Here is a 24,923-nt window from a genome sequence, read left to right on the forward strand (position 1 = left end):
ATCGCCGAGGGAAAACATTCGAGAGAGATCGTTATGGGTTCGTTTTCGATTTGGCACTGGATGATCGTGCTGGTGATCGTGCTGCTGGTGTTCGGCCGCGGCAAGATCCCGGAACTGATGGGCGACATGGCCAAGGGTATCAAGAGTTTCAAAAAGGGCATGGCTGACGACGACGTTGACGACAAGCGGACCGTCGAGCACCGCGCCGACGAGACTGTTTCGCCGGGCAAGGAAAAGGTCAGCAAGAGCTGATCCGATTGTTGGTTTGAGCATGCCGTTGTCCCAAAACCGCTTCGCATTTGCGGGCGGCGTGCACGAGTCGGAATAGATTGCCATGTTCGAAGTCGGTTGGAGCGAACTGCTGGTGATCGCGGTCGTCATGATCGTGGTCGTCGGGCCCAAGGATTTGCCCAACATGCTGCGCACCTTCGGCCGCACGGCGGCGAAACTGCGCGCCATGGCCGGCGACTTCCAGAAGCAGTTCAACGAAGCGCTTAAGGAGGCCGAGCTCGACGACGTGAAGAGCTCGATCGACAGTCTCCGCAGCCTCAATCCGATGAACGAGGTGCGCAAGCAGCTCAATCCGTTCGAGCAGGCTGCGGCCGATGTGCGGGCCGGCGTCGATACGATGATGAAGCCGAAGCCCGCCGCCGATCCTGCCGCGCCGGCGGCAGACACGCCGCAACCTGCCGAGCCGCTCAAGAATGGCTCGACGGACATGCCCGGGGTCGGCGCAACCGAGCCCGCCCCGGCCGCTCCGACTTTTCCGGCCATGACGGACGCCTCCGTCACGGTACCGGTTTCGGAGACCGCCGTTTCGGCCGAGCCGGCGAAAAAGGCGGCGACCGCCAAGGCAAGGAGCGCCGGCACGGCCAAGACGGCATCAAAGGCATCCGCCGCAAAGGCTGCCGTCAAGATGACGCCGGCTGCGGCTAAAGCCGCCGCGCCCGGCAAGAAGGCCGCGCCCAAGGCTGAGGCAAAGCTTCACGCTGCCAAGAAGCCTGCCACCAAGAAGGTCGCCGATAGCAAGAAAATGGCGGGCGACATCAAGAAGACGGCGGGAGCCGCCAAGTGAGCGTATCGGACAAGGAGCGGGAAGAAATCGAGAAATCGTCGGCGCCGCTGATCGAGCATCTCATCGAGTTGCGCCGCCGCCTGATCTGGTCGCTGGGCGGCTTCTTCGTTGCCTTCCTCGTCTGCTTCTTCTTCGCAAAGCGCCTGTTCAACCTTCTGGTCATCCCGTTCAAATGGGCAACGCAGTGGGCAGGCCTCGACCCGCACAAGGTCGAGCTGATCTACACGGCGCCGCAGGAGTTCTTCTTCACCCAGGTGAAGCTCGCCATGTTCGGCGGCATGGTGATCGCCTTCCCGCTGATCGCCACGCAGATCTACAAGTTCATCGCGCCGGGCCTCTACAAGAACGAGCGCAGCGCCTTCCTGCCGTTCCTGATCGCGTCACCCGTCCTGTTCCTGCTGGGCGCCTCTCTGGTCTATTTCTTCTTCACCCCGATGGTGATGTGGTTCTTCCTGGCCATGCAGCAGGTCGGCACCAACGACCAGGTGCAGATTTCGCTGCTGCCGAAGGTGTCGGAATATCTCAGCCTGATCATGACGCTGATCTTCTCCTTCGGCCTGGTGTTCCAGCTGCCGGTGGTGACCAGCCTTCTGACGCGCGTCGGCCTGCTGTCGTCGCAGGCGCTGGCCGAGAAGCGCAAATGGGCGATCGTGCTTTCCTTCGTGGTCGCCGCGGTGCTGACGCCGCCCGATCCGATGAGCCAGTGCGGCCTCGCCATTCCGACCATCATCCTCTACGAGGTCGCGATCTGGTCGTCGCGCATGATCGAGCGCGCACAGGCACGCGACCGCCTGGCGCGCGAGCAGGAAGAGGCGGGGAGTTCGGTCGCGAGCGACTCGCCAGACGCGCCGTCGACGTAAGTCGCTAAAGCCGGAAAATCGCGGCGGTGCGCCTGCCCGCCGACTTGCATCGATGGCGGATGCGGTTTACGCCCTCGATCCTTACTTTTGAGGATCGACCATGCTTGACATCAAATGGATTCGCGACAACCCGAAGGCCCTTGTCGAGGCGCTGGTGAAGCGCTCGTGGTCGGCAGGCGAGGCGCAGTCCACGGTCGACGACCTTATCGCCAAGGACGAGGCCCGGCGCTCGCATCTGAGCGAGTTGCAGGTCAAGCAGGAGCGCCGCAATGCCGCCTCGAAGGAGATCGGCAACGCCATGCGTTCGGGCGATTCAGCACTTGCCGACAAGCTCAAGGGTGAAGTCAGCGACATCAAGGCGTTCATCCAGAATGGCGAGGCGCGCGAGCGCGACCTCGACAAGGCGCTGAACGACGTGCTGGCGGTGCTGCCAAACGTGCCGCTGGAGGACGTTCCGGTCGGCAAGGACGAGCATGACAATGTCGTCAAGCGCATCGTCGGTGAGGTGCCGACGCGCCCGAACTGGGTGAAGGAGCATTTCGAGATCGGCGAAGCGCTCGGCATGATGGATTTCGAGCGTGCGGCAAGGCTGTCCGGTTCGCGCTTCACTGTGCTGAAGAGCCAACTGGCGCGCATGGAGCGCGCGCTCGGCCAGTTCATGCTCGACCTGCACACGACCGAGCATGGTTATGAAGAGGTCATCCCGCCGCTGATGGTGCGCGACGAGGTGCTTTTCGGCACCAACCAGCTGCCGAAATTCGAGGAAGACCTGTTCTTCACGCCGCATGGCGACGGTCGGCTTGGCCTGATCCCGACAGCTGAAGTGCCGCTGACCAACCTCGTGCGCGAGGAGATCACCGCGCATGAAAAACTGCCGTTGCGCTACACGGCGCTGACGCCTTGCTTCCGCTCGGAAGCGGGCTCGGCCGGGCGCGACACGCGTGGCATGCTGCGCCAGCACCAGTTCTACAAGGTCGAGCTGGTCTCGATTACCGACCAGGAAAGCTCGATCACCGAGCATGAGCGCATGACGCAATGCGCGGAGGAGGTGCTGAAGCGCCTCGGCCTACCGTTCCGCACCGTTACGCTCTGCACCGGCGACATGGGTTTCGGCGCGCGCAAGACCTACGACATCGAGGTCTGGCTGCCGGGTCAGAACGCCTATCGCGAAATCTCGTCCTGCTCGGTCTGCGGCGATTTCCAGGCCAGGCGCATGGGTGCCCGCTACAAGGACAAGGACGGCAAGGGCAACCGCTTCGTCCATACACTGAATGGTTCGGGCACCGCAGTCGGCCGCGCTCTTATTGCCGTTATCGAAAACTACCAGAATGAGGATGGCAGCGTAACCATTCCTGAAGTGCTGCGGCCTTACATGGGTGGTCTCACCAAGATCGAAGCGAAGTGACTTGATGCGCATTCTCCTGACCAACGACGACGGCATCCACGCTGAAGGGCTGGCGTCGCTCGAGCGCATCGCCCGCACTTTGTCCGACGATGTTTGGGTCGTCGCGCCGGAGCAGGACCAGTCCGGCTATGCGCATTCGCTGTCGATTTCGGAGCCGCTCCGGCTGCGCAAGATCGGCGAAAAGCATTACGCGGTGCGCGGCACGCCGACCGACTGCGTCATCATGGGCACGAAAAAAATCCTGCCCGGACCGCCGGACCTGATCCTGTCCGGCGTCAATTCCGGTGCCAACATTGCCGACGACGTCACCTATTCCGGCACCGTTGCGGGCGCCATGGAAGGCGCGCTGCTCGGCGTGCGCTCGATCGCGGTCAGCCAGGCCTATTCCTATGTCGGCGAGGATCGCGTCGTTCCTTACGAGACGACCGAAGCTCTGGCGCCGGCGCTGCTGAAACGACTGGTGGAAACGCCGCTGCCGGACGGCGTGCTGCTCAACGTCAATTTCCCGAACTGCGCGCCGGACGAGGTCGAAGGCACCGTCGTCACATCGCAGGGCAAGCTGGTTCATAGCCTCTGGGTCGACGAGCGGCGCGACGGGCGCGGGCTGCCTTATTACTGGCTGCGCTTCGGCCGCGAGCCGGTCGAGGGCAAGAAGGGCACGGACCTTCATGCGCTGCGCAACCGGCTGGTGTCGGTGACGCCGCTCCAGCTCGACTTCACCGCCCATGAACTCCGCGACCAACTGACCAAGGCGCTGTCATAGATAAGGTTTTGGCATGAACACGGGCATCGACGACCGCGAAGGGTTCGCCGCTTTCCTGCTCAGGCTGCGGGGCAGGGGCACGGCGCCAAAGGCGCTGGTCGCGGCCTTCGAGGCGACGCCGCGGCGCGGCTTCCTGTCGGCCCAGTTCCATGCGCTCGCCTGGTCGGACGGCATGCTGCCGATCGAATGCGGCGAAGCGATCGAGGGCGCCGATCTGCAGGCAGCGGTGATCGCCGCGCTGCACATCGAGCCGGGCAATCGCGTGCTCGAGATCGGCACCGGCTCGGGCTACACGGCCGCGGTCATGTCGCGGCTTGCCGCGCGCGTCATCACCACCGATCGCTACAAGACGCTCACCGAGCAGGCAAAGCAACGCTTCGAGGCGCTTGCCATCAGCAACATCATCGTCCGCCAGGCGGACGGTTCCAACGGCCTGCCCAATGAGGGGCCGTTCGACCGCATCGTCGCCTGGGCGGCCTTCGACAGCCTGCCGCGCTTCCTTCTCGATCAATTGTCGAGCGGCGGCGTGGTCATTGCGCCGATCGGCCCTGAAGAGGGCGAGCAGGTGCTGGCCAAGCTCACCAAGGTCGGCAGCCGCTTCGAGCGCGAGGACATCGGTATGGTCAGATTGCAGCCGATCCTGCGCAGCGTCGCGGCCGTAATCTAGGCTTTCTCAACCGTTCCAGCGAAAGGTCCAGCCGCAAACCGACCGGGTCGGGTCGTGGTCGATGAGACTTGTGTCGAGGGGCCAGCCCGACCGCCAGCCAACTCTGTTCTCCGCTTCAGAGAGAGGCGAAGTCGTGGCCTGGAAACCGGACGCAAATCCGCCGGAAAGCCGGCGCGCCCGCCGCGATCCCGACCTGAATTTCGGCCCGCCAAAATTTCCGCCAATGTTTTAAGAAAATTTTCGGCGGATTCTAATGGGTTAACCGGCCAGTAACATTAACGCGCTTTAATCAGGGTCAGTTTGTACCGGGTCTGTGCGGGTTAGTGCGATGCAATTCAATCACTTGAAAGCAAACAGACGCAATCTGGCGCGCGGTTGCGCTGTCCTGATGATTGCCGGCGCGGCGGCCGGGTGCAGTTCCCAGTCGATGCGCTTCAACGGTGTCGATGATGTCTTCACATCATCCACCAACAATCAGCGCGCCATCATCAACAAGCAGAATGTCGACCAGCCCTATCCGGGCGACACGGCCGCGCCTGCGCCGGTCGATGGCACGCACACCCAGTCGGTGAGCCGCTCCAGCCTCGAGCCGGTCACGGCTCAGCAATTGCCGCCGCCCTCAGCACCGGCTACGGCAAAGCCGATGCGTACCGCCTCGGCTCCCGGTCTCGCACCGGCTCCGGCACTCGCGCCGGCGCCGCATCTCGACAGGACGGCCACCGGCACCGTCGCGCCGGCCGCAAAGCCCTTCAAGACGGCCGAGCCCGACGCCGTGCGCAACGCCAGCGCTGCGCCGCATGCGACCGAAATCGTCGTCCGGGAAGGCGAGACGCTTTCGGGCTTGGCGGCGCACTATCATGTGCCGGCCGATGCGATCGCCAAGGTCAACGGGATCGATCCGAAGAAAGGCATCCGGTCCGGCCAGAAGATCGTCATCCCCGCTTATGCCTATTCGAGCAAGGCGGAGCCGAAGGTCGCCCAAGGCAAGCCGGCGAATGCGCCGAAGCAGCCTGCCGGCGCGCCGGAGAAAGTCGCGGTGCTGCCGCAGCAGCCCAAGGTCAAGGACGGCAAGTCGGCCGCTCAGGTCGACACATCGGCGGCGGCTGCTGGTTCCAAGAACCCCAAGCCCGCGACGCAGGTGGCCGAGGCGAAGCCTGCCGGCGCCGGAGGCACCTATACTGTCCAGCAGGGCGACTCGCTGTCGTCAATCGCCAGGAAGACCGGCGTCGGCGTCACAGCGCTGAAGCAGGCCAACGGCATGCAGGACGGCTTGCTCAAGATCGGACAGACGCTCAAGGTCCCGGCCGGCGGCACCGTCGCGGTTGCCGCTGCCAAGCCGACGGCCACCACAGCCAAGCCGGCGGTCGATCCGGTGACGACGGCGACGACACCGCCGCCGGCGAAGACCACCGAGGCGCTCGCCTCCTACACACCGCCGAAGAAGGACGCCAAGGTCATCCAGCAGGCCGAGGACGACAATGCCGAGGCGCCCGACGCGACGGGCATTGGCAAGATGCGCTGGCCGGTGCGTGGCCGCGTGATCTCGAGCTTCGGCTCCGGCAGGGACGGCGTCGACATCGCGGTGCCGGAAGGAACGCCGATCAAGGCAGCCGAGAACGGCGTGGTCATCTATGCCGGCGACGGCCTCAAGGAATTCGGCAACACCGTGCTGGTGCGGCACGAGAACGGCCTAGTCACCGTCTATGGCCACGCAAGCTCGATCGAGGTGCAGCGCGGCCAGAAGGTCAAGCGTGGCCAGGAGATCGCGCTGTCCGGCATGAGCGGCACCACCGACTCGCCCAAGCTGCACTTCGAGGTGCGCAAGAACTCGGCACCAGTCGATCCGTCCGGCTATCTCGAATAGAACAAGAACAATTGCGGGCCGCCTGACCTCCAGTCCGGCCCGCCGTCTTCAGCCCGTTCCGCAAGGAGCGGGTTTTTTCAGTTGAGCGGGATGCGGAGCGTGTCGGCGATCATTTCCTCAAGGCTGCTGGCCTTCACGCCCAAGCGTATCCGCGTCGGAGGAATCAACCAGCAGGGGGTCTCGAGGAAATACCTCATCTCGATCAGCTCCTGCATGCCCAGCGCTTCCATTTCGGGGATGGAGTAGGAGTGCGTCTCGGCAATATGCCGGTCGAGCATCGCGGCGGTTTTGCGGATAAGCTCGTTGGGCGAGGCGTGTTGCGAGGGTACATGAAACGCCCGTCCCCATTCGCCGGTGTGGCCTCGACAAGCGTCCAGGCGACGTCCTTGGTGAAGGTCCAGGCATGAGTTGCGTCGAGGTCGCCAATGAAGGCGACGGTGTTGTCCTCGATGATGGAGGGCAGGGCGATCAGCGAGAATAGCTGATCGCGCCGTGGCCGAGATAGTCGCTGGAGCGCATCTCGATCGCCGGCACGCTGGCGCGGGCGGTCCGCTGCCACATCATCGTCCTGACGGTTCCCTTGTTCGGATTCGGGCCCAGCGGCATGTCGGAACGAAGCGGCGGCAACTTGCGACGGGCGCAGCCGCCCAGGTCACATTCAATCCTTGAGCGGCTTGCCGAGCCGGCCGGCGAGGTCCTGCGTGAACTGCCAGGCGACACGGCCGGAACGGCTGCCGCGCGTTGTTGCCCATTCCAGAGCTTCGGCGCGCAACTGCTCGGGATCGATGGCCAGGTCGTGATAGCGGACATAGCCGTCGATCATGTCGAGATATTCGTCCTGCGAGCATTTGTGGAAGCCGAGCCACAGGCCGAAACGGTCCGAAAGCGAGACCTTCTCCTCGACCGCTTCCGAGGGGTTGATGGCGGTCGACCGTTCATTGTCGATCATGTCGCGCGGCAACAGATGCCGCCGATTGGACGTGGCATAGAAAATGACGTTGGCGGGCCGGCCCTCGACGCCGCCTTCCAGAGCCGCCTTCAGCGATTTGTACGAGGTGTCGTCATGGTCGAAGGAAAGGTCGTCGCAAAACAGGATGAATCGGTAAGGCGCTGCCTTCAGGAGAGCCATCAGCTTGGGCAGGGTGTCGATGTCCTCGCGGTGGATCTCGATCAGCTTCAGCGGCCGGTCGAGCTTGTCCGAGGCGTTGACGGTGGCATGCACGGCCTTGACCAGGGACGATTTGCCCATGCCGCGCGCGCCCCACAACAGCACATTGTTGGCTGCGTAGCCGGACGCAAAGCGCTCGGTGTTGTCGAGCAGGATGTCGCGCACGCGGTCGACGCCGCGGATCAGGCCGATGTCGACGCGGTTTACCTTGCGCACCGGCTCCAGGAAACCGGGATCAGCCTGCCAGACGAAACAGTCGGCGACACCCAGGTCGGTCTCCGGCACGGGCGGCGGGGCGAGGCGGGACACCGCCTCGATCAGGCGGTCCAGCTTCTTGTTTAAGGCGTCCAGGCTGTCGGTCATTTCGGGTCTTTTTGTTGAGGCACTTCAGCGTGTGGGAGCAGCTTCCATGACATCGCTGCAAGAACCAGTCCCAAGCTTTTGTTGGAGCATGATCTTTTCTGTGGACTCCAAGCCACTTCCGCTGCGACGCTCTAGCACGGCGCAAACGGCTGGAAAAGCAACGGATTGGGCTGGCGGCGCAGTTGCATTGGCAAGTTTACCGACTATATTCCGGCCAAATTTTCGTGGGGCCGCCGCGGCGGAATTTCACCATCCAGGAGTTTCTTGATGTTCGTTACACCGGCATACGCCCAGGGCGTCGGCGCTTCGCCAGACATGTTCATCTCGATTTTGCCGTTTGTCCTGATTTTCGTGATCATGTATTTTCTGATCATCCGGCCGCAGCGCGCGCAGTTGAAGAAGCGTCAGGAAATGCTCTCGGCGGTGCGCCGCGGCGATACGGTGGTGACCGGCGGCGGCTTCGTCGGCAAGGTGACCAAGGTGATCGACGACAATGAGCTGGAGATCGACCTTGGCGGCGGAACCAAGGTGACGGCGCTCCGTTCGACGATCACGGACGTGCGCGTCAAGGGCGAGCCGGTGGCAAACCAGAACGCCAAGAAGTAACCTAACGTCGATGGCGGAACGCTGCCGCTTGTACGCCTGAACGGATAAGAACGAATGCTCTATTTCTCGCGCCTGAAGATGATCCTGATCTGGCTCGCCGTGGCCATCACAGTGATCCTCGCCGCGCCCAATCTTTTTCCGGCAAGCACGCTGGCGCAGCTACCGAGCTGGGTGCCCAAGCGGCAGATGACGCTAGGCCTCGACCTTCAGGGCGGCTCGCACATCCTGCTCCAGATGGATCAGAATGACCTGATCAAGGATCAGTTGGAGACGACGCGGGACGAGATCAGGACGCTGCTGCGTGACGCCAAGATCCAATATACCGGCCTGGGGGGGACAGGTCGAACTGTGCAAGTGCGTATCAACGATCCGAGCCAGGTCGAAGCCGCAAAGACAGCACTAAAGCCGATAACCAATCCGATCACCGCCGGTCTCTTCAGCGGCGGTTCCGTCCAGTCGATGACTTTGGACAACTCCGAGCCGGGATTGTTGAAGTTCACGGTAACGGATGCGGGCATCAAATATCGCACGTCGACGGCGTTGTCGCAGGCGATCGAAGTGGTCGAACGGCGCGTCAACGCGCTCGGTACCACAGAACCGATTGTGCAGCGCCAGGGTGACGATCGTATCCTGGTCCAGGTTCCCGGACTTCAGAATCCGCAGAGGCTCAAGGACATTATCGGCCAGACCGCCAAGCTGACGTTCCAGATGGTGGACACGTCGGTGCCGGTCCAAGACGCGATGAAGAACCGTCCGCCGCCAGGCGATTCCATCCTGTATTCGCAGGACGATCCTCCGGTCCCTTACCTCGTCGAAAACCGCGTCATCGTGTCGGGTGAAGATCTGTCGAATGCGACGCCGACCTATAACTCGCAGACAAACGAGCCGGTGGTTTCGTTCACCTTCAATTCCCGCGGGGCGACACGGTTCGGTCAGGCGACCCAGCAGAATGTCGGCAAGCCATTCGCGATCGTGCTCGACAACCAGGTGATTTCGGCGCCGGTTATCCGCGAGCCGATCCTTGGCGGCAGCGGCCAGATCTCCGGCAATTTCACGGCAGAAAGCGCCAACGATCTTGCCGTGCTCTTGCGAGCGGGCGCCTTGCCGGCAAAGCTGACCATCATCGAAGAGCGCACGGTCGGTCCCGGCCTCGGGCAGGACTCCATCCACGCCGGTAAGGTGGCGGGCGTGATCGGCTCGATCCTCGTCGTCGCTTTCATGTTCGTCGCCTACGGCTTCCTCGGCTTTCTCGCCAACATTGCCTTGGCCGTCCATGTCGCGATGATCGTGGGGGCGCTGTCGCTGCTCGGCGCCACGCTGACCTTGCCTGGTATTGCGGGCATCGTGCTCACCATCGGCATGGCGGTGGATTCCAACGTTCTGATCTATGAGCGCATCCGGGAGGAGCGGCGCAACGGCCGCTCGGTGATCCAGGCGATCGACACCGGTTTCTCCAAGGCGCTGGCGACGATCGTCGACTCCAACGTCACCTCGCTGATCGCCACCGTGGTGCTGTTCTTCCTCGGCACGGGGCCGGTCAAGGGCTTTGCCATCACTTATGCCATCGGTATTTTGACCACGGTCTTCACCGCCTTCACCTTCACCCGCATGCTTGTGGCGATCTGGCTGCGGCGCGCCCGTCCGAAGGAATTGCCGCGCGCCCCGGTCACCTTCATTCCGCCAGGGACGAAGATCCCGTTCATGGGGATCCGCCGCTGGACCTTTGCGCTTTCAAGCACCTTGTCCATCCTCTCGGTTGTCGGATTCCTGACCCTCGGCATCAACTACGGCATCGACTTCAGGGGCGGTTCGCTGATCGAGGTACAATCCAAGCAGGGCGACGCGAACCTTGGCGACATCCGCTCGCGACTGTCGGACCTCAACATCGGCGAAATCCAGGTACAGCAATTCGGCGCTCCGAACGACGTGCTGATCCGCGTCGGCACGCAGGACGCCGGCGAAAACGCCGAACAGACCGTCATCGACAAGGTGCGGGGCGAATTGCAAGACCAGTACGACTTCCGTCGCGTCGAAGTCGTGGGGCCGACGGTTTCCGGCGAACTCGCCAAGCAAGGCACGATCGCCATGCTGATCGCGTTGGCCGGTATCCTGCTCTATGTCTGGTTCCGTTTCGAATGGCAGTTCGCGGTCGGCGCCATCGTGGCGACAGTCCACGACGTGGTCATGACGATCGGCTTCTTCGTCCTGACCGGTCTGGAGTTCAACCAGTCGTCGCTGGCGGCGATCCTGACCATCATCGGCTATTCGCTGAACGACACCATCGTCGTCTATGACCGCGTCCGCGAGGATCTTCGAAAATACAAGAAGATGCCGCTGCCGCAGCTCTTGAACAACGCCATCAACGAGACGCTGTCCAGAACCACGTTGACGTCGGTCACGACATCACTGGCGCTGTTGGCGCTGGTGTTGTTCGGCGGCGAAGTGATCCGCTCCTTCACGCTGGCGATGCTGTTCGGCGTGGTGTTCGGCACCTATTCGTCGATCTTCATCGCCGCGCCACTACTGATCCTGTTCAAGTTGCGGCCGCAGGCCGCGACCGAAGAGGAGAAGAAACCGGTGAATGGCAAGGCCGTGACGACCTGACGCTGCCGGATCAGGATGACGTTTCGTTGAACTGTCCTCCTGATCTAACCTTTTGTTGGAGCATGATCTTTTCCGAAAACCGGTTCCCACTTTTCGGGATCATGCTCTAGAGCCGGATGAGCTACGCTCTAGATATATGGCTAAAGGCATCATCATCCGCGAGGCGCATTTCCCGGGCAAGGCGGCGATCGAGGCCTATGGCAATGGCGGCTTCCGCTTCGCGGACATGTCGCATCGCGGATCGCTGCTTGTCCTTCCGTCGGGCATCCATGGCTGGGAACCTGCCGATCCGCAGGCGCTGAAGGCCTCGGATTTCGATAGGTTGCTCGCCGAAGCCGACCGGGTCGAGATACTGTTGGTCGGTATGGGCAGGGATTTGCGGCCGCTGCCGGCATCGTTGCGCGCTGCACTCAAGGAGGCCGGAATCTCCGCCGACCCGATGTCGACCGGCGCGGCGGTGCGGACCTACAATGTGCTCCTGGCCGAAGACCGCGCCGTGGCCGCCGCGCTGATCGCCGTCGATTGAATGGCCGGCACGCTCGACATCGTCAAGAATTGCGACATCGTCATGGAAGCGGTGCGCGCCGCCGACCATGACCGCTACCTGTCCGCGCTCTACGCGCCGGCCGACAAGCGTGACGCGCTGCTTGCTCTCTACGCCTTCAATGCCGAGATCGGCAGCGTGCGCGATCGCATCCATGAGCCGCTGCCAGGCGAGGTCAGGCTGCAATGGTGGCGAGACGTCATCGCGGCCGACGGGGATGCCGGGACAGGCCACCCGACCGCCGATGCGTTGCGCGCGACGATCGCCGCCTACCATCTGCCGAAAGCTGCATTCGAGAACATGCTCGAGGCGCGCATCTTCGATCTCTATGACGATCCAATGCCGTCGCGGACCAATCTCGAGGGCTATTGCGGCGAGACGGCCGCGGCGCTGATCCAGCTTGCGGCCATGGTGCTCGATCCGTTGGCGGCGCCGGGCTTTGCCGAAGTGGCTGGCCGAGCCGGTTGCGCGCAGGCGATCACCGGCTTGCTGCTTCTGCTGCCGCTGCACCGTCGGCGCGGCCAGTGCTTTGTGCCCGCAGATATCCTCGCGGCAGCCGGCACGACGCCGGAAGAGTTCGTCAAGGAAGAGGGCGGGGCTGCCGCCGAGCGGGCGGTTGCGGCGATGATCGCGCTGGCGCGGGAGCATCTCAACGCGTTCGAGAAAGGTGCGGCGGCGCTTCCCGTTTCGTTGCGGCCGGCCTTCCTGCCTTTGGCGCTGACCCGCGCTTATCTCAACAGGACGGAGACGGTCAGGTCGCCACTCAGCGTCACGGCGACGCTTTCCATCCTGCACCGGCACTGGCTGCTCCTGCGTCATGCGATGCGAGGCTGGAGGCCCCTTTGACGTAAACGTCAATCGTGCTAGGGGTTCTGTCGCGTGACTTGCATCAAAGAAATGCGAGCCGCTGGAGGAGCCGCCATTCCATGGGCCTGCCAGTCCTTGTGGTCCTGGTCGTGTTAGGTATCGCGTTGTCTGTCGCGGCCGTGCATTTCGCCGGCGGCACGACAACCGCGACGCTTGCCGGCGCGGATCAGGCGCTTGCTCGCTTTGCCGAGGATTTTCCCGATGAAAAGCCGGGCGCCGTGCGGCTGACCGCCGACAATCATGCCGCGTTTGTCGACCTTGGCCCGCAACGCTGCGGCATTGTCCATAGCATCGGCGACTGCTTTCTGACGCGCATCGTCACGCCTAACGACATTCTGACGGTGACGAGGGAAGGGAATGTGGTGTCGTTGCGGCTCAACGATTTCACCTGGAAGGGCGGCAGCTTCCTCTTTGTCGGCGAAGCTGATGCGCGAGCCGTGGCGGCGACCCTGCAGAATAGCGATCGGATCCGGGAGGCGGCGTGATGGACGAGTATGATTTCCCGCAGGTCACCCAGCTTGCGATTCCCTTCTTCGTCGCGGCGATCCTGATCGAGCTCTGGCTGGTGCGCACCGGCCGCGCCAAGGGATCGTTCGAGACGTGCGACACGCTGACCAGCCTGATGATGGGAACGGGCAATGTTGTTGCCGGCCTGCTGCTCGGTGTCGTGTCTTACCGGGCTCTGCTGTGGCTCTGGCAATTCCGCTTCTTCAATCTCGGCCTATCGATCTGGGTGTTCGTCACCGCCTTCCTGCTCGATGACCTGCGCTACTATGTTTATCACCGTATCGCGCATCGGGTGCGCTGGGTGTGGGCGGAGCATGTCAACCATCATTCCAGCCAGCATTACAATCTCTCGACGGCGCTGAGGCAGAGCTGGACTGGGCTGTTCACCTTCACCTTCATCTTGCAGGCGCCGCTGGTGCTCGCCGGCTTCCATCCGGCGGTGATCGCCTTCGTCTTCGGTTTCAACCTGATCTGGCAGTTCTGGATCCACACCGAGACGATCGGTAAGATGTGGGGCTGGTTCGAGTTCATCTTCAACACGCCCTCGCACCATCGCGTCCACCACGCCACCAATCCACGCTATCTCGACGCCAATTATGCCGGCACGCTGATCATCTGGGATCGCATGTTCGGCACCTTCGTCGAGGAGTTGGAGGAAGACCGGCCGCGCTACGGCATCGTCAAGAATATCGGCACCTTCAATCCGCTGAAAGTCGCGTTCCACGAATGGATCGGCATGTTCAAGGATGCGCTGGCGCCGGGGCTGACGCCCGGCCAGCGCTTAAATTATTTCATCCAGCCGCCGGGCTGGAGCCATGACGGCTCGCGCGACACGTCGGAAACGCTGAAGGCGGCCTATGTCAGGCGAAATCCTTCCCAAGCAGGCAAGCCGGGATTGCCGCCAGCGCGTGCCGAGCCGGCAGAACAAAGCGAGGAGAGGGCGCTGCCGCAATGCGCGCGATACGATCTTCGGTGACAGCCAAGTCGAGCCGCTTCGTGCCTCCGACAAGATCAGCGAGCCTTTCATCGCTTCCACTTTGGGGAGTCTTCACGGGAAATGCCGTCGATGAGCGCTTCCGGAGAGGCGCCGGGACCAAATTCCGAGCTGACCAGCCAGAAGCGGGGCGCGGCGTAGCGCGCGGCGTTCTCCTCGGTCAGCATTCGTGCGGATCGCAGCGGCCGGCTTTCAAGCCAGACCCTTGTCGCGCCAGGGGAAGTGTCAAGTTGGATTTCGCAAAAGACGTCCAATGCGGTCTCCGCGCGCGGAAGTTTCGGGCGCACATGAAAAGCGGCAATATGCCCGGCGTCGCTGTTGATCTCGAAGGCGAGACGCCGCCATTTCACCGAGGCCGGCAATCGGATGTGCAAGCGCAAAATGCCGGCGCGATCGGAAGCGGGGAGAGGCAGATCAGCGCGCAGCACGCCTTGGCCAGCAGGCAAACCTCTGCTGAATTTCGTCTTCAGGCGCGGTCCCGGTTTCTGCTCGCCGCGTGGTTCGGATCCGGCGAGCTCAAGCGACTTGCGACGCGTCTTTGCAAGCCAACGAAGGGCGGCACCGGCCGGAGTCTCACTTTGCCTGGGCCTTGCTTGAACGAAAGCCATCCACGCGGTCATAGGCCCTGGAAGGGCCGCCTCGAAGCGTCTCATCGCCTCTAAGTCAACGGCATAGCCTGCCCGCGCTTTGAGCCAGCCAAGCGCGATCAATGCCGGCACCGCAATGTCGCGGGCGAGAACTTCGTCGGAAAACAGCCTCCAATCGAAACCGTGTTCAACGATGAGGCGGGACAGATCGACCAGCCAGTCGCTATTGGCATGGGCGTCGAGACCGCCATTGGCGACGGCGATCACCGCCAAGTCTTCCCGGACCGGCAGTCCGCAGGCCACCGAATTGAACTCCACCGATCTGGCTCGTTCCCAGACCCGGTCGTCGTCGCCGAGACTGCCCTGGCCCGGACGAAAGATGCAGCCGTGAAGATCGATGTCGCCGTAGCGGCCCTTGTGAAGATTGACGCTGCGCAGCCATCTTGCCAGCGTCAGCATGCGCATGGCGCTGGAGCCGCTCGACGGCTCCCAGCCCAGTTCAATGAACACTTGCAGCGCGTCTCCCAACCGGTTCCTCGGGACCACGATATCGAGGTCGTGGAACGAGCGTCCACCCCGTCCAACGGGATCAGCGGCACGCGCGGCTCCCTTGATGAGCATCATCGGCACGTTCGCCTCGGCCAGCGCCGCGAATGCCGGTTGGCATTCTCTCATCAGAAGCATGGTTCGCGTCCACAGCATCCGTTGAAGCCCGGCAAGCCTCGGCGCATCCGGCAGATCCCTCAAACCGGGTCCAAGCCTGTTCCAGGTGGCGAGAATCAACCGCTGCTCGCTGAACGTGCAGTCGTCCAGGTCGTGCGTGCCGATCCAGGCGCGCAGTTCCCTTTCGGCCACCACCGGATCGACGTGCACGGCGGCCAGCAGGAGACGCTCGTGATCACCAGTGGGCCAGGCGCGATCAAGGGACGGGTACCAGAGAGGCCAATTCATCCCCCTCTTTCTCCATCATCATCACCCCTCTTGGCCATGATCGCCCGGCGTGCGATTTCAAGAAAGTCGGATGCCATGCCGGCCGGTGCATCGCCGGCTACCCTTCTGGACAACGTGCCTGGTCGAATACGGCGTCGATGAACCGTCTCGTCTAGCATGGTCACTTTCATGCCCGCGGCAACAGCCCTTCGGTACCAATCTATGAAGGAGCCAGTGCGCAGGGTTTCATCGAACAGGATGCCGAGCCGTTCGACAGCGCTTCGCCGCACCGCAAGCGAACTCGCGAGGTAGCCCGGATAGCGGCCTTTCTTATAGCGGAGAGAGACAAAGGCTTCCGCGGGGTATTCCGGGCTTTCGAAGGTTTCGCTGTGGCCCAGCACGGCGTCCAGAGAGGGATCCGAATCCAGTGCGGCCCGCTGAAGCGCGAGCTTGTCGGGCATCCACAGGTCGTCGGCATCGAGGAACGCCAGAACCGCGCCCTGGGTGGCCTTTATGCCGACATTGAATGCGGACGGCGCTCCGCCATTGACTTTCCTGATTATGCGCGGGTGTGATGAATGGTCCTGAGCGACCTGGACCGTGCGATCGGTCGAGCCGTCATCGACGACGATAACCTCCCGCGGTGAAGGGTCATTCTGCTCGGCGATGCTGTCGAGCGTCTCATGAAGCGTGGTGGCGGCGTTCCATGCAGGAATGATGACGCTGAAAAACGGCGTTTCCACTCATTCCTCCATCAGATGCTTGAAGGGAGGCAACGGCTTTGCGTTGCCGTTCTTGCGCCGACGCATGAGCGACTGCATGAGGGCGCGGTTGAAGTCGCGCTTTTCTTCCGCCGTATAAGTGCTCGTCATCGACTCCGCGTGCCGGCGGTAGCACAGGGTCACCGCGTTTAGGATCGTCATTGGAATTTCGGCTTCGCGAATCCGAAGCATGAGGTCCACGTCTTCGGAATAGAGAAGGTTTTCGTCGAATAACCCAACCCGCTCGAAGACTGTCCGACGATAAAGGGTTGCACCCAGATGAACATGGAAAAGTTCGTCTGTTATCGCCGCCGGATCGGGTGCGGGCGCATCCGTCATTTGTCGGTCGAAATAGCTGACGAAGCCGGAAACGACATCCATACGAGGTGCTCGGGCAAAGCGTGCGAGATGCAGCGACAACTTGTCGGCCGGCCAGAGGTCATCGCAATCCAGGAAGCCGATGAACTCGCCGCCGGCGATCCGCAGACCGACATTTCGGGCTGGCCCCGGACCGCGCCGCGGCCCATCGAGGACACGGATCGCCGGGAAACGCCAGGCCAGGGCCTCGACGATCTCACGCGAGCGATCGGTCGAGCCGTCGTCGATCACCAGGATTTCCTGCACCGGCCACGCTTGGTCGAATACGGTTTTCAGGGCGTCGGCGATGTATTTCTCGCCATTTCGTACTGGCATGATGACGCTGATCTTTGGGCCGTCGCTCATGCTCTCAGTCTCCGCCGGAACCCTCGCAGCACAGTTGTCGCTTCCATCGGATCATTGCCGATCAGGAACTCATGGCAGGGAAGCGAGCGCGACAGGCGAGCGACCTGCTGGAATGTCTCGTTGTGACCGGTCCGCAAGATTTTCGACGTGCTCGGCAAGAGGGCGCGGATCATCTCGAACCGGGAAGCGGGACGGATTATCGAAGCGTCCTCGCCCGTGAGTTTGCAGGAGACAAGAGCCTTCACCGGCATTTGCGGGACCAGCGCATCCTGTATTGTCGTGCTGATCGGGATGAGCGCCTTTTCTTCCGGGCTACGGTCCCGGTTCACCGCTTGCTCGGCAAGCCCGCTGAAGAGGGTCTCCGCCATTCCAATGAGTTTCATGGTGTCGAAAAGCGAGTGGCTCCGCCAGTCTGCCCCAGACTGCGACAACAGGACAAAATCATCGCCCGTGGTCTGCATCCCCACGGAGATCGCGGCAGCCGTCAGCGTCGATTTGCCGGAACCTCCCGGACCGGCAAGCATCACGCCCACGCCATTTTCGCCGACAACAGCGGAATGAAGCATCGCATGGCCCGTGGCCAACGCGCCCCAATGGATGTGGTGGCGGAGCGGAGACCCGTATTCCCAGATCGGCAGCCGGGCAGCCGCTCCGACCCAATAGACGCCGGTGCCGGTGGACAGGTCGTGCAGATGCCAGATCCCGCGGCTCTCGTCGGATACGATTGCGACGCCGGCCTCGCTGTCCCATACCGTCCGGGTGACGGCATTGCCCTCATCGGCTTCAAAGGGCCATTCGGCGGGCGGAGCCGCAAAGCCGTCATCCTCATGCGAGACGGCGTAGACAGTGATCGAGCGGTCTCCCGCGGTGGCTTCCGTTATTTGCGCATGGCGTAGAACCGGCAGGATGACCGGATCGAGCGCGGTTCCGCATGTGCGCAGCCTCAGCGTCAGCCCGCCAAGGCGAAAGCAATGCTCAGCGCCGGATTCGGACCACCGGAAACTCGCGTCGGCAATGACGCGGCGGACGAATGCTGCAGGCGCCGTACGGGAATCGACGGCGGCTCGGACCATTCGGATCAGCTGTCCCCCAATTCCCGCCGCAGTGGCCATCCACCGCTCGGATCCACGTCATGGATGGGGTCGAGGACGATCAGCTCCTGCAAGTCCGTGTGGATCTCCAACTCCGGCCTTACGAACGATGCACGGCCGGCAATGTCGGGTAGTTTCGGCGATGCGATCGGGGAGGCCGGCTGAAGTATGCCTTCCTCCAGGAGGAGGTCGAGGAAACGTTGCACTGAGGCAACGTCGTCCTCGTCCAAGCCGGGATAGCCCGTCCTCAACGCCGTCTCAATCATGGCGGGATCGACGGGTTCGCGCAACATCTCCCAGATGAGCTGCGCGCTTCCCTTCATGCCGTAATACTTGCCAGTCGCAAAGTTCACCGCGACGACTTCGCCGTCGAAGATCTCACTCGACAAATTTGCTTCGTCCAAGACGACGCCCGACATTATACCGCCCTTCGCCCCATAAATCCCGGGTGATACACCATGAGACCGTGTGGGGGAAGCGTTCCTTGGTCAAAGTATCGCAGGCAACTTCGTTCGGAGCGCTCCGCAGTAGCCGGTGAAGGGTTCGCCGCTGGTCTCCTAGCCCGGTCGCAAAAGCTGGGGCGGACGCGAGACGTCAGCAACAGATCAAGCTGCCGCTTCCGTTCGGGGAGCCTGTCCCAACCACTCGCGGCAATCGGCCAGCGCTCTCGCCGTGATCGCATGACGTCTGGCGACGGTCTTATCCTTGCCGCGCAGGCGCTTGCCGTCGGTCTTCGGCGCTTCGACCGGCGGGAAAAGGCCGAAATTGACGTTCATTGGCTGGAAGGAACGCTTGCCGGGCTCATCGTCCGACACGATATGCCCGCCGGTGATGTGGTTGAGCAGCGCGCCGAAGGCGGTGGTCGCCGGCGGCAGCGCGGGCGCCCGGCCGAGCCGCTCGGCGGCGGCAAAGCGGCCGGCGAGCAGGCCGATTGCTGCACTTTCGACATAACCTTCGCAGCCGGTGATCTGGCCGGCAAAGCGCAGGCCCGGCCGCGATTTCAGCTGCAGCGAGGGGTCGAGCAGCGTCGGCGAGTTGATGTAGGTGTTGCGGTGAAGGCCGCCGAGGCGGGCGAATTCGGCATTCTCGAGCCCGGGAATGGTGCGGAAGATGCGCACCTGCTCGGCATGCTTCAGCTTCGTCTGGAAACCGACCATATTGTAGAGCGTGCCCAGCGCATTGTCCTGACGGAGCTGCACCACCGCATAGGCTTTGAGCGAGGGACTGTGGGCGTTGGTCAGGCCCATTGGCTTCATCGGGCCGTAGCGCAGCGTCTCGATGCCGCGCTCGGCCATCACCTCGATCGGCAGGCAGCCGTCGAAATAGGGCGTGCCTTCCCACTCCTTGAACTCGGTTTTCTGACCCTCCAGCAGCGCCGCGACGAAGGCGAGATACTGGTCCTTGTCCATCGGACAGTTGATGTAGTCCTTGCCCGTGCCACCGGGGCCGACCTTGTCATAGCGCGACTGGAACCAGGCCGTGTTCATGTCGATCGTGTCGAAATGCACGATCGGCGCGATAGCGTCGAAGAAGGCAAGCGCGTCGGCGCCGGTCGCCTCGGCGATCGACTGGGCCAATGACGGCGCCGTCAGAGGACCGGTGGCGATGATCGCCTGGTCCCAGTCCGCCGGCGGGAGCCCGGGCACTTCCTCGCGTTGGATGGCGATCAGCGGATGCGCCTCGATCGTCGCGGTGACCGCGTCGGAAAACCGGTCGCGGTCGACAGCCAGCGCGCCGCCGGCGGGAACCTGATTGGCATCGCCGGCACTCATGATCAGCGAGCCGGCCAGCCGCATTTCGGCATGCAGCAGGCCGACCGCGTTGCTCTGAGCATCGTCGGAGCGGAAAGAGTTCGAGCAGACAAGCTCGGCCAGACCATCGGTCTTGTGCGCGTCGGTACCGCGCACCGGGCGCATCTCGTGCAGCACGACCGGAACGCCGGCCTCGGCGATTTGCCATGCCGCCTCGGAGCCGGCGAGGCCGCCGCCGACGACGTGTACGGGATTTTTGCTCATGAGCGCCGGAATAATCGCTTGGCGGCTCGATTGCAATTGCCGGACGGCGACGGCGAGAAACTGGCGCCAAAAACAACAACACCCGCCGGGGGAGGAGGTCCGGCGGGTGTCGTTTTGGGGGTCGATCCTCGGGAGGAGGTGAAGATCGACCTAATTCGTCATCGCCGGGGAGGAGGTCGGCTTTGACGAAATTCCTTTCGCCCTTTTAGGACAAAAATTCTTCTCGCCTTTTTCAGAAGGGGCGAAACCTTCTAGAAAGCGGACTTCATTCGCTTCTGGAACAACGCCCGCCGGGGGAGGAGGTCCGGCGGGCGCCGTTTCGGTGGCCAACCCTCGGGAGGAGGTGAAGGTTGACCTCATTCGTCAGGGTCGGGGAGGAGGTCGACCCTGGCGAAATCCTTGGTTAGATCGCCTTGCGGGCGACCATCTTGATCTCGTCACGGACGATGCCGAGATCATGGAGCTGACGGTTCGAAAGCCGACCCAGCTCGGAAACCGTCTCGCGATAAACGCGCCAGTTACGGTAGCTACGGATCAGGTTCATTGTCTTAACTCTCTTCAAAACTGGTTCGGACCATTTGCGGTCCGAAGCGGATTAGACCGCCTTGCGAGCGACGTAGTGGATGTCGCTGCGGCTGATGCCGAGGTCGGTCAGTTCACGGTTCGACAGGCGGTTCAGCTCGGAAACGGTTTCACGGTAGCGGCGCCAGTTGCGGTAGTTGCGGATCAGGTTCATGGTAGTTCTCGTTTCGTCTTTAGTTCGGATCATTCCGTTTGTGTACGAACAGAAAATAGGTGGGGTCGTATCGGTTTAAAAGTGCCGATGGCGCATGGCAGCAATGCAAATTGTGCAATGCAACATTAACCGCCATTCACGCCTGCGTCACAAAGAAGGCCGAATCGAAAAATGCCGCTGCGTCAACGGTTTGGCTGTTTCAACTAAGGAAGTGGTCAGGCTTGGGGGGAATGCATGGCGGGCCATGCCACACGGGTGAGGGCGGATATCGTGCGCTGGCGGGAGATCGGGCTGATCGATCCCGCCACGGCGGAGGCGCTGACGCGCGATGTTGCCGCCAATGAGGGCGCGTCGCTGAGCTTCGGCTCCATCCTGGCGATGATGGCCGCCCTTTTGTTCGGAGCGGCGATCCTGATTTTCGTCGCCGCCAATTGGGAGGCCATTCCGCGCCTCGTTCGTGTGGCGGCTCTGTTTGCGGTCATTCTTGCAGGCTATGTCGGCGGCGCGGTGCTGAAGACGCGTGACCATGCCACGCTCGGCGAGGCGCTGTGGATCGTTGCCTCTGCGGCGTTCGGCGGAGCGATCGCGCTGATCGGCCAGATGTACCACCTTTCGGGCGACGAGGCCTCGGCGCTGGTGACATGGTGCGCCGGCACGGCGCTGGCGGCGGTCGCGCTGCGCTCGAGCCCGCTGACGGTGGCGGCGGTCGGCATTGCCGACGCCTGGCTGGTCCTCAAGGGGTTCGGGTTCTACTGGCGCGCGGAAACTCCGCATCTTTTCATCGTCACGGCGATCATCTTGTTCGCCATTTCATTCTGGACGCGCAGCCGGGCCGCGCGCCACCTCATCATTCTGTCGGTCATTCTCTATCTGGTCCTTCTGGCGACGGATCGCGAGACGCTGCCGGTGGCCATGTCGCTGGCCATCGTCTCGGCGCTGCTTTTTGCCGCTTCGGTCTTTGCGGGCGATCCGATCGACAGGACTCTCCAGTTGGGCGGCCGGCTGCCCCTGCACGCTTTACTCGGGTTCGTCACGGGCATGGCGATCATCCAGTTCGAGCTGGCGGATGAAAGCACCTACAACAGCGGATTTGCCGTCGCTTCGATCGTGGCGCTGGCCAGTATTGTGGCGGCAATCATGCTGGCGGGGCGCGAGAGCAGGGGCTTGCGCTGGCTGGCTTATACCGGCTTCGCCTTCGAGCTCGCCATCATCTACAGCGTCACCTTGAGGTCGATGCTGGATACAGCCGGCTTCTTCCTGGCGGCGGCGGTGCTGCTCGGCATACTGGCGCTGATCATCATCCGCATCGAAAAACGCATGAAAGCGCCTGCCGGAACAGGAGCAGCGGCATGACCGGCAAGAAACTGATCATTTCGGCGCTGGTGCTGGCGCTTGTCCAGATCGGCTTTCTCAACTGGATCATCGCCGACCGCGCGGCGATCCTGCGCAACGGCAAGGAGGTGCTCCTGAAAGTCCAGCCTGTCGATCCGCGCGATCTCCTGCGCGGCGACTACATCTCTCTCAACAACAACATCTCGCGCATTCCGGTGAAATTGATTGCCAACATTCCGCAAGGCCAGTTCTCCAGCGAGGACACATCGATCGTAGTCCGGTTGAAGAAGGGCGCCGACGGTTATTGGCAGCCGACTGCGGCATGGTTCGGCAAGGCGCCGTCACCGGCGGGCGAGGGTGAAGCAGACATTGCCGGCCATGTCGTGGAGGGCTGGGGCCTTCGTGATACGGACGCGACGATCGCGCCGGACTATGGGATCGACCGCTTCTATTTGCCGGAAGGCGAGGGCGTGGCGATCCAGGACGACATGCGCGTGCGGCCGTTCGGCATCAAGCTTGCGCTCGCGTCCGACGGCACGGCACAAATCAAGGCGCTGATGGACGGCGACAAGACGCTGTTCGAGGAGCCGCTTTATTAAGGAGTTAGGTCGTTGCGTTCGCGCTGACGAGTGCGACCCGCGTTGACTGCGCCGGTCCGCCTTCGCCAGGGCTTCGGAGGACACGTTCAGCTCTTCGAGCCTCAGGCGGTCGCCTGCCACCCGAACTCGTCAGAACGAAGAATGGTGCGGATGAAGGGACTTCTTGGGGTTCTGGAGGCCTTGCGTCGCAAGGATTAGCGCGTCGACATGTGTACTGGATTGTATCTTTTTTTGTACCGCTCGGGTACCCCCACCGGGGGTAAACGGCGTGTGCCGCTACACGAAATACCCAAACAGATTTTTTGCAAAAAAAGGTCCGCCCCGTTTTGAATGGTTCGATGGCCAGCCGATTAGCGTTGGACCTTGCCCGTCTCAGCAATGATTTTCGGATTGGGACCAATCGATATCGTGTAGCTGAAGTTCGCCACGCCTTTGGCCTGCTTATGTCTCGGTAGGCTGCGTACAACCCAGTCATAGATACCCGACACCATGCATTGGTCATTCGCACAAGTGACCATGACGCTGCTGTCCCGGACGCTGTAGCCGCGCTCAGGCCACCGCAGAAAATATGTTCTCTTGTCTTGGATGATCGAACTCAAGTCCGTCCACTTACCATAGTATTCGACCGTCGGTGCGTAGGACGCCTGAACCTGAGCAAGAGCCAACGCGGCATTGTCCCCATGATGCTGGATGAGTCCTTTGATAAACGCCACCGCAGCGTTCTCCAGTTGCTTGGCGTTAGCATCCACTGGGGCGGGCGCGGGGTTAGGTCTTGTCGGTATTTGAGAGGTGTCCACTGGCGGCGGACTCACAGCGACATTGGTGACCCTCAGGTCTGACATTTCGCTTGCTGAAAGGTACCGCATGTCGGACCTATCGTAGCTCAGTGCCACCTGCATGAGCTTTGGGTCGACCCCCATTTCCGTCATGTAGCCCATGACCTGAGCGGTACCGGCTTGAATTTGAGCCACCGCCTCATCGGCGGACATTCCGCTATTAATATCGAAAGATGACCTATGGACACCAATGGAGCCGGTCTCGGCCACTCGACGGACACCACCCAAGAAAGCCAGTGAGCATGCCGAGGCGCACTGCAACTGGCGAATCTGCAGAGTGTCCAATCCAGCCGCGCGGATCATGCGTCCCAGCTGTATTGCCGTACCGACACTGCCGCCAGGGGAGTTGAATACGATCACGCGGGCCCCGCTTCTCACCACCGCGTCGCTAAAGCCCGTCAGCGATTCATTTACGCCGAACTCACCGGAGACCACCAGGAACGGCTGCTCACCAGGAGAGGAAACAGGGGTGTAGTCTAAAGCCACGGCCTGACAGGTCGCTGCCACAGCAAATGACCCCGCCGCCAAAACCAGAGAAATTACACGCACGACCTGACTGTGCCCTAACTCGCCCGGTGGAAGTAAGGACCTGTTAACGGATTATTTCAAGAGTCTTGTCGAGTTCAGGTTAATTAGCGATGCCCTGAACCAGCGCCCGACGCCTTTATTGACATTCTGCTCACATCGCCCTCCTATTGAGGCCTCGGGGGTGGAAGGATGAGCAGGCATAGCTTTGCTTCTCTTTGCATTTGTCTTCTGGCTGTTGCGTCTTGCACAACCGGTCCCGCCAGGGCGCCCGAGAGTTCCATCCTAAACGTCTTCCCCGGGCCGCCTCCGCCCCCACCATACCAACCCATCCCTGCCGACAGTCCAATTGAACGGGCAGCGCTTCCCTCGGGGCAGGAAGCCGCAACCACATCGTTGTCCCAAAACCCACCAGGCAGCGATGCCTGGCCTGCTGCCGGTTTTTCGGACACCAGGTTAAGCTAGCATAGCTTGCTCCTCGAACTCGACGGGGCTCAGATA

The 24,923-nt window shown here is 62.3% G+C and carries 26 protein-coding genes; 15 read left to right on the forward strand and 11 right to left on the reverse strand.

Going from position 1 to position 24,923, the window contains the following annotated elements:
* Nucleotides 1-33 precede the first annotated feature (33 nt).
* The 7 genes from P9272_RS32565 to P9272_RS32595 all read left to right on the forward strand — a co-directional run bounded on the left by P9272_RS32565 (nt 34) and on the right by P9272_RS32595 (nt 6,634).
* On the forward strand, nt 34-252 hold the full coding sequence (locus tag P9272_RS32565) for a twin-arginine translocase TatA/TatE family subunit (protein ID WP_095815328.1): 219 nt from the start codon (nt 34-36) through the stop codon (nt 250-252).
* Between the two features lie 82 nt (nt 253-334).
* Nucleotides 335-1,075 carry a Sec-independent protein translocase protein TatB gene (tatB, locus tag P9272_RS32570; protein WP_278164101.1) on the forward strand — a complete coding sequence of 247 codons (741 nt, stop codon included), beginning with the start codon at nt 335-337 and terminating at the stop codon, nt 1,073-1,075.
* Nucleotides 1,072-1,935 carry a twin-arginine translocase subunit TatC gene (gene tatC / locus P9272_RS32575; protein ID WP_278164103.1) on the forward strand — a complete coding sequence of 288 codons (864 nt, stop codon included), beginning with the start codon at nt 1,072-1,074 and terminating at the stop codon, nt 1,933-1,935. The genes tatB and tatC overlap by 4 nt, the downstream gene beginning before the upstream one ends.
* Nucleotides 1,936-2,035: 100 nt before the next feature.
* The gene (serS, locus tag P9272_RS32580) at nt 2,036-3,340 is read left to right on the forward strand and encodes a serine--tRNA ligase (protein WP_278164105.1); all 1,305 of its coding nucleotides are present in this window, start codon (nt 2,036-2,038) and stop codon (nt 3,338-3,340) included.
* Nucleotides 3,341-3,344: 4 nt separating this feature from the next.
* Nucleotides 3,345-4,103, forward strand: a complete 759-nt coding sequence (surE, locus tag P9272_RS32585; RefSeq protein WP_128257438.1) for a 5'/3'-nucleotidase SurE — start codon at nt 3,345-3,347, stop codon at nt 4,101-4,103.
* Between the two features lie 13 nt (nt 4,104-4,116).
* Nucleotides 4,117-4,770 (forward strand): protein-L-isoaspartate(D-aspartate) O-methyltransferase, encoded by a 654-nt coding sequence (locus tag P9272_RS32590; protein WP_278164108.1) that lies wholly within the window; start codon nt 4,117-4,119, stop codon nt 4,768-4,770.
* 328 nt (nt 4,771-5,098) lie between these two features.
* Nucleotides 5,099-6,634 carry a peptidoglycan DD-metalloendopeptidase family protein gene (locus P9272_RS32595; RefSeq protein ID WP_278164110.1) on the forward strand — a complete coding sequence of 512 codons (1,536 nt, stop codon included), beginning with the start codon at nt 5,099-5,101 and terminating at the stop codon, nt 6,632-6,634.
* 77 nt (nt 6,635-6,711) lie between these two features.
* Here the strand turns inward: P9272_RS32595 and P9272_RS32600 are convergent, their stop codons facing one another.
* The gene (locus P9272_RS32600; RefSeq protein ID WP_278164112.1) at nt 6,712-6,912 is read right to left on the reverse strand and encodes a hypothetical protein; all 201 of its coding nucleotides are present in this window, start codon (nt 6,910-6,912) and stop codon (nt 6,712-6,714) included.
* Between the two features lie 380 nt (nt 6,913-7,292).
* Entirely contained in the window at nt 7,293-8,165 is an 873-nt protein-coding gene (locus P9272_RS32605) for an ATP-binding protein (RefSeq protein WP_278164113.1), read from the reverse strand.
* A gap of 267 nt (nt 8,166-8,432) precedes the next feature.
* Here P9272_RS32605 and yajC point away from each other — a divergent pair, with 267 nt between their 5' ends.
* The 6 genes from yajC (at nt 8,433) to P9272_RS32635 (ending at nt 14,269) form a co-directional block, all read left to right on the forward strand.
* A complete protein-coding gene (gene yajC, locus P9272_RS32610) occupies nt 8,433-8,771 on the forward strand; it encodes a preprotein translocase subunit YajC (protein WP_128257434.1) in 339 nt (112 codons plus the stop codon).
* A gap of 54 nt (nt 8,772-8,825) precedes the next feature.
* Nucleotides 8,826-11,375, forward strand: coding sequence for a protein translocase subunit SecDF (gene secDF / locus P9272_RS32615; protein WP_128257433.1), 2,550 nt, complete (start codon nt 8,826-8,828; stop codon nt 11,373-11,375).
* Nucleotides 11,376-11,511: 136 nt separating this feature from the next.
* Nucleotides 11,512-11,901: an Mth938-like domain-containing protein gene (locus P9272_RS32620; protein ID WP_278164118.1), complete on the forward strand. Its 390-nt coding sequence runs from the start codon at nt 11,512-11,514 to the stop codon at nt 11,899-11,901.
* On the forward strand, nt 11,902-12,765 hold the full coding sequence (locus P9272_RS32625) for a phytoene/squalene synthase family protein (protein ID WP_278164120.1): 864 nt from the start codon (nt 11,902-11,904) through the stop codon (nt 12,763-12,765).
* Nucleotides 12,766-12,845: 80 nt separating this feature from the next.
* Complete coding sequence (locus P9272_RS32630) at nt 12,846-13,271, forward strand: hypothetical protein (protein ID WP_278164122.1); 426 nt, start codon at nt 12,846-12,848, stop codon at nt 13,269-13,271.
* Nucleotides 13,271-14,269, forward strand: a complete 999-nt coding sequence (locus P9272_RS32635) for a sterol desaturase family protein (RefSeq protein ID WP_278164124.1) — start codon at nt 13,271-13,273, stop codon at nt 14,267-14,269. Before P9272_RS32630 ends, P9272_RS32635 begins: the two co-directional genes overlap by 1 nt.
* 47 nt (nt 14,270-14,316) lie before the next feature.
* Here P9272_RS32635 and P9272_RS32640 read toward each other — a convergent pair whose 3' ends face one another.
* The 8 genes from P9272_RS32640 to P9272_RS32675 form a co-directional block, all read right to left on the reverse strand.
* The gene (locus P9272_RS32640) at nt 14,317-15,825 is read right to left on the reverse strand and encodes a nucleotidyltransferase family protein (RefSeq protein WP_278164126.1); all 1,509 of its coding nucleotides are present in this window, start codon (nt 15,823-15,825) and stop codon (nt 14,317-14,319) included.
* Nucleotides 15,822-16,547 (reverse strand): glycosyltransferase family A protein, encoded by a 726-nt coding sequence (locus P9272_RS32645; RefSeq protein ID WP_278164128.1) that lies wholly within the window; start codon nt 16,545-16,547, stop codon nt 15,822-15,824. The genes P9272_RS32640 and P9272_RS32645 overlap by 4 nt, the downstream gene beginning before the upstream one ends.
* Nucleotides 16,548-17,288: a glycosyltransferase family A protein gene (locus tag P9272_RS32650; protein WP_128257427.1), complete on the reverse strand. Its 741-nt coding sequence runs from the start codon at nt 17,286-17,288 to the stop codon at nt 16,548-16,550.
* On the reverse strand, nt 17,285-18,361 hold the full coding sequence (locus tag P9272_RS32655) for a hypothetical protein (RefSeq protein ID WP_278164131.1): 1,077 nt from the start codon (nt 18,359-18,361) through the stop codon (nt 17,285-17,287). Before P9272_RS32655 ends, P9272_RS32650 begins: the two co-directional genes overlap by 4 nt.
* Before the next feature lie 5 nt (nt 18,362-18,366).
* Entirely contained in the window at nt 18,367-18,798 is a 432-nt protein-coding gene (locus tag P9272_RS32660) for a PqqD family protein (RefSeq protein WP_278164133.1), read from the reverse strand.
* A 186-nt stretch (nt 18,799-18,984) separates the two neighbouring features.
* Nucleotides 18,985-20,394, reverse strand: a complete 1,410-nt coding sequence (gene trmFO / locus P9272_RS32665) for a methylenetetrahydrofolate--tRNA-(uracil(54)-C(5))-methyltransferase (FADH(2)-oxidizing) TrmFO (RefSeq protein ID WP_278164135.1) — start codon at nt 20,392-20,394, stop codon at nt 18,985-18,987.
* Between the two features lie 403 nt (nt 20,395-20,797).
* Nucleotides 20,798-20,938: a DUF1127 domain-containing protein gene (locus P9272_RS32670; RefSeq protein WP_082056374.1), complete on the reverse strand. Its 141-nt coding sequence runs from the start codon at nt 20,936-20,938 to the stop codon at nt 20,798-20,800.
* Nucleotides 20,939-20,989: 51 nt separating this feature from the next.
* The gene (locus P9272_RS32675; protein WP_082056373.1) at nt 20,990-21,130 is read right to left on the reverse strand and encodes a DUF1127 domain-containing protein; all 141 of its coding nucleotides are present in this window, start codon (nt 21,128-21,130) and stop codon (nt 20,990-20,992) included.
* Between the two features lie 234 nt (nt 21,131-21,364).
* On the opposite strand from P9272_RS32675, the gene P9272_RS32680 reads away from it, so the two are divergent.
* A complete protein-coding gene (locus tag P9272_RS32680) occupies nt 21,365-22,483 on the forward strand; it encodes a DUF2157 domain-containing protein (RefSeq protein WP_278164141.1) in 1,119 nt (372 codons plus the stop codon).
* Nucleotides 22,480-23,061, forward strand: coding sequence for a GDYXXLXY domain-containing protein (locus P9272_RS32685; protein WP_278164143.1), 582 nt, complete (start codon nt 22,480-22,482; stop codon nt 23,059-23,061). Before P9272_RS32680 ends, P9272_RS32685 begins: the two co-directional genes overlap by 4 nt.
* Nucleotides 23,062-23,411: 350 nt before the next feature.
* Here the strand turns inward: P9272_RS32685 and P9272_RS32690 are convergent, their stop codons facing one another.
* The gene (locus tag P9272_RS32690; RefSeq protein WP_278164145.1) at nt 23,412-24,404 is read right to left on the reverse strand and encodes a hypothetical protein; all 993 of its coding nucleotides are present in this window, start codon (nt 24,402-24,404) and stop codon (nt 23,412-23,414) included.
* Between the last annotated feature and the right edge of the window lie 519 nt (nt 24,405-24,923).

The sequence above is a fragment of the Mesorhizobium sp. WSM4976 genome, assembly GCF_029625685.1.
Taxonomy (GTDB): domain Bacteria; phylum Pseudomonadota; class Alphaproteobacteria; order Rhizobiales; family Rhizobiaceae; genus Mesorhizobium.

Excerpts from the sequence above, each read along its gene's own strand:
- P9272_RS32590 (WP_278164108.1), top strand. The coding sequence starts at position 4,117 with ATGAACACGGGCATCGACGACCGCGAAGGGTTCGCCGCTTTCCTGCTC.
- P9272_RS32660 (WP_278164133.1), bottom strand. The coding sequence starts at position 18,798 with ATGTCGGGCGTCGTCTTGGACGAAGCAAATTTGTCGAGTGAGATCTTC.
- P9272_RS32640 (WP_278164126.1), bottom strand. The coding sequence starts at position 15,825 with ATGAATTGGCCTCTCTGGTACCCGTCCCTTGATCGCGCCTGGCCCACT.
- surE (WP_128257438.1), top strand. The coding sequence starts at position 3,345 with ATGCGCATTCTCCTGACCAACGACGACGGCATCCACGCTGAAGGGCTG.
- P9272_RS32670 (WP_082056374.1), bottom strand. The coding sequence starts at position 20,938 with ATGAACCTGATCCGTAGCTACCGTAACTGGCGCGTTTATCGCGAGACG.
- secDF (WP_128257433.1), top strand. The coding sequence starts at position 8,826 with ATGCTCTATTTCTCGCGCCTGAAGATGATCCTGATCTGGCTCGCCGTG.
- P9272_RS32620 (WP_278164118.1), top strand. The coding sequence starts at position 11,512 with ATGGCTAAAGGCATCATCATCCGCGAGGCGCATTTCCCGGGCAAGGCG.
- P9272_RS32685 (WP_278164143.1), top strand. The coding sequence starts at position 22,480 with ATGACCGGCAAGAAACTGATCATTTCGGCGCTGGTGCTGGCGCTTGTC.
- P9272_RS32605 (WP_278164113.1), bottom strand. The coding sequence starts at position 8,165 with ATGACCGACAGCCTGGACGCCTTAAACAAGAAGCTGGACCGCCTGATC.
- P9272_RS32595 (WP_278164110.1), top strand. The coding sequence starts at position 5,099 with ATGCAATTCAATCACTTGAAAGCAAACAGACGCAATCTGGCGCGCGGT.
- yajC (WP_128257434.1), top strand. The coding sequence starts at position 8,433 with ATGTTCGTTACACCGGCATACGCCCAGGGCGTCGGCGCTTCGCCAGAC.
- P9272_RS32600 (WP_278164112.1), bottom strand. The coding sequence starts at position 6,912 with ATGCTCGACCGGCATATTGCCGAGACGCACTCCTACTCCATCCCCGAA.
- P9272_RS32625 (WP_278164120.1), top strand. The coding sequence starts at position 11,902 with ATGGCCGGCACGCTCGACATCGTCAAGAATTGCGACATCGTCATGGAA.
- P9272_RS32650 (WP_128257427.1), bottom strand. The coding sequence starts at position 17,288 with ATGAGCGACGGCCCAAAGATCAGCGTCATCATGCCAGTACGAAATGGC.
- serS (WP_278164105.1), top strand. The coding sequence starts at position 2,036 with ATGCTTGACATCAAATGGATTCGCGACAACCCGAAGGCCCTTGTCGAG.
- tatB (WP_278164101.1), top strand. The coding sequence starts at position 335 with ATGTTCGAAGTCGGTTGGAGCGAACTGCTGGTGATCGCGGTCGTCATG.
- P9272_RS32565 (WP_095815328.1), top strand. The coding sequence starts at position 34 with ATGGGTTCGTTTTCGATTTGGCACTGGATGATCGTGCTGGTGATCGTG.
- P9272_RS32655 (WP_278164131.1), bottom strand. The coding sequence starts at position 18,361 with ATGGTCCGAGCCGCCGTCGATTCCCGTACGGCGCCTGCAGCATTCGTC.
- P9272_RS32675 (WP_082056373.1), bottom strand. The coding sequence starts at position 21,130 with ATGAACCTGATCCGCAACTACCGCAACTGGCGCCGCTACCGTGAAACC.
- trmFO (WP_278164135.1), bottom strand. The coding sequence starts at position 20,394 with ATGAGCAAAAATCCCGTACACGTCGTCGGCGGCGGCCTCGCCGGCTCC.
- P9272_RS32630 (WP_278164122.1), top strand. The coding sequence starts at position 12,846 with ATGGGCCTGCCAGTCCTTGTGGTCCTGGTCGTGTTAGGTATCGCGTTG.
- P9272_RS32635 (WP_278164124.1), top strand. The coding sequence starts at position 13,271 with ATGGACGAGTATGATTTCCCGCAGGTCACCCAGCTTGCGATTCCCTTC.
- P9272_RS32680 (WP_278164141.1), top strand. The coding sequence starts at position 21,365 with ATGGCGGGCCATGCCACACGGGTGAGGGCGGATATCGTGCGCTGGCGG.